Annotated in this window: 7 protein-coding genes and 1 pseudogene; 2 read left to right on the top strand and 6 right to left on the bottom strand. The window is 40.5% G+C overall.

The features are described from left to right. The 6 genes from VK097_RS14285 to VK097_RS14260 all read right to left on the bottom strand — a co-directional run. The coding region (locus VK097_RS14285) for a heavy metal translocating P-type ATPase (RefSeq protein ID WP_324212473.1) at positions 1-1722 on the bottom strand (1722 nt) is incomplete at its 3' end. A gap of 86 nt (positions 1723-1808) precedes the next feature. Next, the gene (locus VK097_RS14280; protein WP_324212472.1) at positions 1809-2030 is read right to left on the bottom strand and encodes a heavy-metal-associated domain-containing protein; all 222 of its coding nucleotides are present in this window, start codon (positions 2028-2030) and stop codon (positions 1809-1811) included. A 98-nt stretch (positions 2031-2128) separates the two neighbouring features. Beyond that, positions 2129-2302, bottom strand: coding sequence for a hypothetical protein (locus tag VK097_RS14275; RefSeq protein WP_324212471.1), 174 nt, complete (start codon positions 2300-2302; stop codon positions 2129-2131). A gap of 221 nt (positions 2303-2523) precedes the next feature. Then, positions 2524-3699 carry an N-methyl-L-tryptophan oxidase gene (gene solA / locus VK097_RS14270; protein ID WP_324212470.1) on the bottom strand — a complete coding sequence of 392 codons (1176 nt, stop codon included), beginning with the start codon at positions 3697-3699 and terminating at the stop codon, positions 2524-2526. Positions 3700-3927: 228 nt separating this feature from the next. Then, positions 3928-5154, bottom strand: coding sequence for a M24 family metallopeptidase (locus VK097_RS14265; RefSeq protein WP_324212469.1), 1227 nt, complete (start codon positions 5152-5154; stop codon positions 3928-3930). 307 nt (positions 5155-5461) lie between these two features. Beyond that, on the bottom strand, positions 5462-6811 hold the full coding sequence (locus VK097_RS14260) for an MFS transporter (RefSeq protein ID WP_324212468.1): 1350 nt from the start codon (positions 6809-6811) through the stop codon (positions 5462-5464). A gap of 427 nt (positions 6812-7238) precedes the next feature. Between VK097_RS14260 and VK097_RS14255 the strand changes: the two genes are divergently transcribed. Both VK097_RS14255 and VK097_RS14250 read left to right on the top strand, forming a co-directional pair. Next, positions 7239-8141 (top strand): LysR family transcriptional regulator, encoded by a 903-nt coding sequence (locus VK097_RS14255; RefSeq protein ID WP_324212467.1) that lies wholly within the window; start codon positions 7239-7241, stop codon positions 8139-8141. 239 nt (positions 8142-8380) lie between these two features. Continuing rightward, positions 8381-8596 (top strand): annotated as a pseudogene (locus VK097_RS14250) (formaldehyde dehydrogenase, glutathione-independent); the annotation flags it as partial.

The raw sequence follows: 8596 nt of genomic DNA, 5'->3' as shown, positions 1-8596 counted from the left end.
GGCTACCGTTCCGACTGCAAAGAACATGTTTTGCTTCATATTTCTGACGGTTGTTTTTGCTAAATCATATGCATAGGGTACACGGTTTAATTTGTCTCCCATGAGGACAACATCCGCTGTTTCCATTGCTGCATCTGTTCCGGCAGCTCCCATTGCGAGTCCGACATCTGCGAGTGCAATTGCCGGTGCATCATTAATCCCGTCGCCAACCATTGCAACACGTCGTCCTTTTTCTTTTAATCGTTTAATATGGTTTACTTTATCTTCCGGCAGCTTTTCTGCGAAGACAGTATCAATCCCGAGCTGTGCTGCTACCTTTTCGGCAGTGTGTTTGTTGTCTCCCGTCAGCATGATCGTTTCTTTCACGCCAGCAGTTTTCAATTGACGAATCGCGTCGAGTGCTTCCGGTCTGATTTGGTCAGCAATCGAAACGATTCCGGCGACTTTATTATTCACACCGACAAAGATAGCTGTATTTCCTGCTTTTTCTTCTTGAATGGCGTACTGATCAATCGTTTCGTCAAGTGGAATATGATTTTTTTGCAGTAGTTTACGATTTCCGATAACAACCTTATCCGAATTAACTGTGGCATAAAGTCCATGCCCTTTTTCCACTGCAAAGTCAGTTGGTTCATTTGTTAGTGTGATCCCGCGTTCTACGGCTTCTTTAACTATCGTTTGTCCAAGATGGTGTTCTGAAATTAATTCCGCTTCCGCTGTGATTTTCAGTAATGCATCTTCGTCCATATCGAAAGCCTTAATACTGGTTACGGAAGGTTTACCTTGTGTTAATGTTCCGGTTTTATCAAAGACAACAGCGTCAATTTTTGCAAGGTTTTCCATTACTTCTCCACCCTTGATCAATGTTCCGCTTCTGGCACCATTTCCGATACCTGACACGAGTGACACCGGGGCTGAGATGACGAGTGCTCCAGGACATGCGATAACCAGGAATGTTAGTGTCAATTCAATATTACGTGAAAAGATGAACACAAGAACCGATAAGACGAGTATGCCTGGTGTGTAGACATTCGCAAAGCGTTCCAAAAACTTTTGGGTACGTGCTTTCCCCTCTTGTGCTTCTTCTACAAGTTCGATAATCTTGGAAAATGCAGTGTCGTCTCCTACCTTTTCAGCGATTACTTCAATATATCCGTTATCAACAATTGTACCACTAAACACTTGATCATCGATTTCTTTTCCAGCCGGAACGGATTCACCGGTAATCGTTGCTTCATTAATATGTGCTTGACCTGAGACAACTTTTCCATCAATCGCTACTTTTTCACCTGATTGAATAAGAATGCGATCACCCGCTTCGATTTCTTCAATAGACAATGTGCGGCGTTCACCGCCTTTTAAAACAGTAGCTTCAAGTGGTGCCATATCCATTAATGTGCGTAGGGATAAACGCGTTTTTTCGAGTGAACGTACTTCAAGATAAGCACCGAATAAAAACAGGAAGGTTACAGCTGCTGACTCAACATATTCACCAATGAATAATGCCCCAACAACAGCAATCGTTACGAGGAGTTCAATACTGAAAGCTTTCATCATGACTGATTGGATTGCTTTCTTTGCGATCGACCAACCGGCAACAACTGTCGCTACGATGAGTGCAGTGTTTTTCCAAAAACTGAAGTCTAACCAATGGAATAAAAATGCGGTAAGTAATAAAATGCCGGAAATGATGACGATATGAATCCTTTTCATTTTACCCATGTACAACACTCCCTTTCTTTTTACTGTTCAGGAGCTGCTTTGTTGCAGCTCCTTCGTCTTTCTTGTTTGCAGATCAAGATGTGAAGTTAGGCAGCTTTTGTTTTCTTGACCGGATAACCTAACTTTTCAATGATCGCAACTAACTCTTCCGGCGTTGCAACGGATTCATCATACATTGCTTTTACTTTGCTGGAGTTGAAGAGCACACGGGCATCTTTAACTCCTTTTTGTTTATTCAATGTACCTTCAATTCGTTTAATACAAGACGGACAGCTTAATGGTTCTAATTGGAATTCAATTTTTCTCATGTTTATCTTCTCCTTTTGTTTTGTTCTACCTTTAGTATAGGTTGATTTTCAATTTCATTCCTTGACGTGGGTCAATATATCATGTTTATTGATAAGTTTTAATGAAGGATCTGTTCCTTATTCTTTAGCCGGTGCTCAGCCTTTTCAATATTGGTTTCATCGTTAAAATAATTTGCCATGACGCCAAAGCTTCCACCTTCATTGATCATGTTTGTTATGCTCATTTTATTTTCAAATTCTTTTTTATTTATATGGTGCTTTTCAATATTCATTTAAATTTCCTCCTTTACTTGTTTATCTTCATTATAGGATGATTTGGAAGTCGTTTCCTTGACGCAGGTCAAATTTTTAAAGAATGAAAATATAATTAAGAAATAAAGGTGACTTGGTGGGGATATAGGGTTTATTGCGCTCATTAAAAAGGTGACCTCCACAGTAAGGTCACCTTTTTTCACTAATATTAAATGTTGTAGGTAAAATACGTTAATGATGATTACTTGTTCACACTCGCTTCTTTTAAACTTGGTCTGTCAATCTTAAAGAGTGAAATATCATGCTCCGTCTCTCCGGATACAGCCAATTGAGATAAAATTTCACCGACGACACTGGCAAATTTATAACCATGACCTGCAAATCCGGCTGCAATCGAAATATGCGAGTGCTCCGGGTGTTTGTCAATGATGAAATGACCATCCGGGGTTCTCGTATAGATACAGATTACCCCTTTTTTCAGTTTCCCCGATGCTTCTGGCATGAATGTATCCAAGAACTCCCGAATATGCCCTTCATCATTCTCATCAGACCCAAATTCACGATTCATTGTATCAGGATCAATAGCATCGACATATTCATGTCTACCTACTTTTACGCCGCATCCGCCAAAGGTTGGAAATCCGTAATAAATTGCTCTTGTGTCGCCTGTCGGAACTTCAACCATAAAAGTTGGGAATGTGTTTGAATTAAATAATTTTTCATTTGCTTCAAACCAGGCAACAGGTTGACGTGATGGCACAAGCGGAAGATCAAGATCCAGTTTGGCAGCTATTTTCTTATTCCAAGCCCCACCGCTGATAATGAGTTTATCTGCAGTAAATGTTTCTTTTTCCGTGATCACTTTAACCGAATCATCAAAAGCTTCGATGTCTACAACCGGGTTATTTACCGACATTTCAGCACCGTGGAATTCCGCCAGCTCTCTGTAAGCTTGTATATTATTCTCACTGTATAAAAATCCGGAATTAGGTTCATAAAAGGCATTATAATCATCTGGAACATTTAAACCTGGAAAGCGTTCTTTCATTTCTGCGCCTGAAAGATAGTCAACTTCCAGATTATGTTCCCTTCCACTGGCGATCGCTTCATCAATAAATGGTGCATTCCCTTTAGGGCCAAATCCCATTGCACCCGATTGTGTAAATATTTTTAGATGGCTTTTCTTTTCTAACTCATCCCATAGCTCCTGCGCCCTTAAAGCAAGCGGAACATATTCCCTTCCTTCGCCGTAAGCGTGGCGAATAATGCGCGTTTCTCCATAGTGGCTTCCCTGATCATGCGGTGGATCAAAAGCATCGATTAATAATGTTTTAACCCCCTGTCTTGCCAAATAATATCCTGCAGCCATCCCCATGGAACCTGCACCAACTACAATTACCTTAAAATGTCTTGTCATTCATAACCCCTCCCGTTTTTAAAAAATCTAATTCATTCGCTATAAAATAATTATATAATGCATTTCCCTTCATGTATAATGATGGAAAAAGATAACTTACATCAGCATTACTGAATGCATTTGATAGGGAAATTGTAACTTTTCGATAATATCCGGCGCTTTTGAAAAACAAAAAGATGCCCGGATGCGTTGCAATAGGGGCATCTATGCTACATTATCTCCTGCTAATTATTTTTTGATAATATTATGTTCCGGCCCATACGGGAATTTGGTTATATTTTCTGCCCCGTCTTCACTCAAAACAAGAATATCATGTTCGCGATATCCCCCGGCCCCGGGCTGACCTTCCGGAACCATAATCATCGGCTCCATGGATACGACCATACCAGGCTCTAGCACGGTATCAATATCTTCCCGTAATTCAAGTCCCGCTTCACGGCCATAGTAATGGCTAAGCACGCCGAATGAATGTCCATAACCGAATGTGCGATTTGGCAGCAGTTCATGTTCCCTGAAAATTTCATTCAATTCAGCAGCGACATCCATACATCTTACACCCGGTTTCAGTAACTCCAGTCCTCTTTCATGTACTTTTACGTTAATTTCCCACAGTTCAAGATGTCTCTCGGAAACTTCTTCTAAAAACAAAGTACGCTCCAAGGCTGTATAGTAGCCGGCAATCATTGGAAAACAGTTTAAACTAAGAATTTCTCCGCGCCCTACTTTGCGGGAAGTAGCCCAGTTATGTGCACCGTCTGTATTAATACCGGATTGGAACCATACCCATGAATCTCTCAGTTCAGCATGTGGATAAATACGAGCAATCTCCCGAGTCATCGCTTGTGTACCATGAAGGGCTACCTCGTACTCCGGCACCCCCTCTTTGATCGCCTCGACAACTGCAGCACCGCCGATATCAGCAACATGTGCACCGTTTTTAATCACTGTGATTTCTTCTTGGGATTTAAACATCCGTTGACGCATCGTTACTTTAGAAATATCTATTAGTTCAGCGTTGGGAAACGCTTCCTTTACTTTGCTGCGTATTTCAAGTGTCATATGATCATCTTCCACACCGAGTCGTTTAGGCACGGTTGAACCTAATACTTTCTGAACGGCGTGTAAGTAATTGTCTTTTTGCCAATCAGTATATACAATGTTGTCCCCATAGCTGCGGCGCCACGGTTGACCACCATCGATATTCGCACTAACTGTATAATGTTTATCCTGGGTTACTACAAGTGCATAGGATCTTCCGAATGATGTATAAAGGAAATCACTGTAATAATTAATGTTATGATAGGAAGTAAATAGCACTGCATCTATTCCTAACTCAGCCATATTTCTACGCAAAATATAATTCCTATTTTCCATCTCTTGTTTAGAAAAGGTTGGTGACACCCTTTCCCCATTTTCAATTATTTTAGTTCTTTCCAGATTCGTTATTTTTTGCATTTGTATACCCCTTCCATTTTTTAATTTGAAATTTCCTTCTTGTTTTTCATTATAAGCTGAAAAACTTATTACAGTGGCCGATCACCCCCCTTCATTTTTAATAAAAGCTTCCTAGTGCAGTGCAATTAAATACTTACCCTAGCTGTACTCAAAATCCGGGCTAGCTGGGTCTGTGCTAAAACAGTTGATTTCCACTGCAGGTGGACGCTTTCCGCGGGCACGGCTTCAGTAGCCCTCGGAAAGCGAGTGTATTCCATTTGCGGTGACCGGAGCAGAAGTAGTGAGTCAACATTTCAACCGTGTGGCACTATTCCTGCCTTAATGGCTGATTCGCTGTTTCTTTTGTCCAGAACAGTGCAATGAAAGCAGCGATTGCGGCGCCCATTAGATAGAAAGCCGGTGCAAATGTATTATTAGTCGTTACGATCAGGAATGTTGCCACAAATGGTGCAGTTCCCCCAAAGAGGGCATTGCTTGAGTTAAATGATAGGGCAAAGCAACTATAGCGCACATTTGTCGGAAACATCTCGGTCAAGAAGGTAGCGAGTACCCCATCATTACCCGCTAATATTGCACCGAGCAGGATTTGCGCCAGTATTGCAAACGCACCTCCCCAAGAAAGCATGACAAAAATCGGATAGGTGAGCAAAACAAACAGAACGCATGCCGTAATCAGAACCGGCTTTCTGCCATATTTGTCTGCAATAGAACCAACGATTGGCAGAAAAAGTACATAAGATCCAAGTGATAAAATAGTCGTTAATATAGAAGCCGCACCATTAAAGCCTAATTCCTCTGATAGGTATGTTGGCATGTATGTCAAAATGATGTAGAAACCAACGGCGTTTAAGGAGACAACCCCGAACGCAGCCATAACTTGTCGCCAATTTGATTTAATTCCTTGAAGCATCGGAGACTTTTTCTTCTCCTTCACATCCTTTTCTTGTGCTTCCATTTCTTTGAAAATTTCCGGATCCTCAAGTTTCAAACGAATAAACAGCGCGATTATACCGAGCGGACCGGACATTAGAAACGGGATACGCCATCCCCAACTTTGCAATGATCCGGGGGAAAGATTAAATTCCAGGAGTGAAGCTACAATGGCCCCTAGCACAAGTCCCGCAGCCGTGCTTGCCGGTACCATACTGACTAATAGACCTCTTTTTTTATCTGGCGCATGCTCAGCTATAAATGCAGCCGCCCCGGCATACTCTCCGGATGCTGAAAAGCCTTGAATTAAGCGGCAGACCAGAAGCAAAAATGGTGCTCCGATACCAATAGAAGCATAACCCGGTATCAGCCCAATTGAGAAAGTTGCAAGTGACATAATAATTACCGTTAAAACTAAAATCTTTTTCCGACCAAGTTTGTCACCATAGTAACCCCAAACTATTCCTCCGAGCGGACGGACGACAAAGGAAACTGCAAACACGGCAAAGGTGGATAGTAATGCCGCAGTCTTGTCACCCGGTGCAAAAAACACTGCTGCAATAACGGTGGCTAAATAACCATATGTTGCATAATCAAACCACTCAATCAGATTTCCGATCGCCGCACCAAATACTGTCTTTTTCAATCCCGCCACATCAATATCCTCTTTATCTCCTCCAGGTTCCTCTAACACGACCTCACTTTTTATTTGCTCCTCTGACATCATGATAATGTAGCACCTCTCCACTAATTATTTGAGTTACCAAGGACTGTAAGCGCTTCCAACAATGATAAAGAAAAAGATTTGCACCGTCTCGTCGTTTTGGGTTCTTTCACGAGGATCGTTCCAAAATAGTTTAGTATCATTTTCGAGTTTATAATATTCGAAATAAACTAATTATTTATCACCAATTATAGCCGGTGCTTTATGAAATGTATAATAATTAGAAATGATAAGTCTTATCATTATTATAGATTTGGAATGACTCCCTAGAAATTTACTCCAGCATGCCTCCTTAATTTTCACACTTGTTAATATTTTCAATCTACTATAAAATGAAACTACCTATATCTATAATGTGGAAGATAACTATTATCATCATCGCGGAAAATTATTAGATATAACAGTACGTTTATTTTAGAGGGGGTTCAAAATGGAGATTAAAGATTTGCGTATTTTTCAAAGTGTTGCGTATCACAGCAGCATCAGCAAAGCAGCAAATGAATTAAATTTTGTGCAATCCCATATCACAGCCAGAATAAAATTATTGGAATCAGATTTACAAACGCAACTGTTTCATCGACATAGCCGCGGAACAACCTTGAATTCAGAGGGAAAAAGACTTTTAACTTATTCAGAAAAAATTCTGCGCATGATAGATGAGATGGTCAAAGCTATTCAGGATTCTGATAATCCCTCAGGTACACTGGATATTGGAACAGTTGAAACTGTCATTAAATTACCATTGATTTTATCCAGTTACCACAAAAATTATCCCAATGTTGATTTATCACTTATAACTGGTGTAACGACAGAATTAATCGATAAAATTATGAAAAGAAAACTGGACGGAGCCTTTGTTACAGGATTCGATAAGCACCCAGATATTGAACAGGTCGAAGTTTTTAAAGAAAAACTAGTTCTCATATCTGACAGCGAAGAAATTCCATTTGATACGCTAAAGAATAAACCGCTCCTCGTTTTCAATACAGGGTGCAGTTACAGGTTCCGTTTGGAAAACTGGCTTAGAGCGGAAGGTGTGTTTCATGCTAAGGTAATGGAATTCGGAACTTTAGAAACCATTTTAGGAAGTGTTATCTCCGGACTTGGTATCAGCCTGGTCCCGCAATCTACCGTCACCCATTTAGAAATGGAAGGTACCATTCAGTGTCATACCATACCTGAAAAGTACAGCAACATATCAACTGTATTTATCAGACGAGCGGATTCGTACTTAACGAATACAATGGGAAAGTTCATCGAAACAATCGAGAGTTTTACAGATGTTGTTTATCCGCCATTAAGCAAACCTGTTTTCAATGTGAACATCAAATAAAGTAATTTTTTTCAAAAGCCTGCGTAATCATGATAGAAGGCTATCGTTTTTCCAGATGTCTGACATCATTTTTAAGCATTTTACCTAATAGAAAATCCCGTTTATGATATTGGTAGTAACACAGCTTAGACACACCTAACAACATTTTATAAAAGGAGGAAATTAATTTTTTACACCTTAGTAAAAATGATGGCTCTTTTTTTGATTGGAAATAATTGAATGTTAGGAGGAGTTTAACAATGACGAATAAAGCTGTAGTCTATAAAAGACCTGGTGTGGTAGAAATAGAAGATACCAGTTACCCAGACCTCGTTTTACGAGACGGACCAGGGGTCAACCCATTAAACGTCGGCCGTAAATGTGAACATGGCGTTATCCTAAAGGTTGTAACAACTAATATTTGCGGAAGTGACCAACATATGGTGCGTGGCCGAACGACAGCCCCTTCCGGCCTT

This window comes from Lentibacillus sp. (assembly GCF_035301675.1).
Taxonomy (GTDB): Bacteria; Bacillota; Bacilli; order Bacillales; family Amphibacillaceae; genus Lentibacillus.
The sequence above is the reverse complement of the archived record's forward strand: the minus strand, read 5'-3'. Positions and strand labels throughout refer to the sequence as shown.

Coding starts and splice junctions, on each gene's coding strand:
- VK097_RS14265 (WP_324212469.1), bottom strand. CDS start 5,154: ATGCAAAAAATAACGAATCTGGAAAGAACTAAAATAATTGAAAATGGG.
- solA (WP_324212470.1), bottom strand. CDS start 3,699: ATGACAAGACATTTTAAGGTAATTGTAGTTGGTGCAGGTTCCATGGGG.
- VK097_RS14275 (WP_324212471.1), bottom strand. CDS start 2,302: ATGAATATTGAAAAGCACCATATAAATAAAAAAGAATTTGAAAATAAA.
- VK097_RS14260 (WP_324212468.1), bottom strand. CDS start 6,811: ATGATGTCAGAGGAGCAAATAAAAAGTGAGGTCGTGTTAGAGGAACCT.
- VK097_RS14280 (WP_324212472.1), bottom strand. CDS start 2,030: ATGAGAAAAATTGAATTCCAATTAGAACCATTAAGCTGTCCGTCTTGT.
- VK097_RS14255 (WP_324212467.1), top strand. CDS start 7,239: ATGGAGATTAAAGATTTGCGTATTTTTCAAAGTGTTGCGTATCACAGC.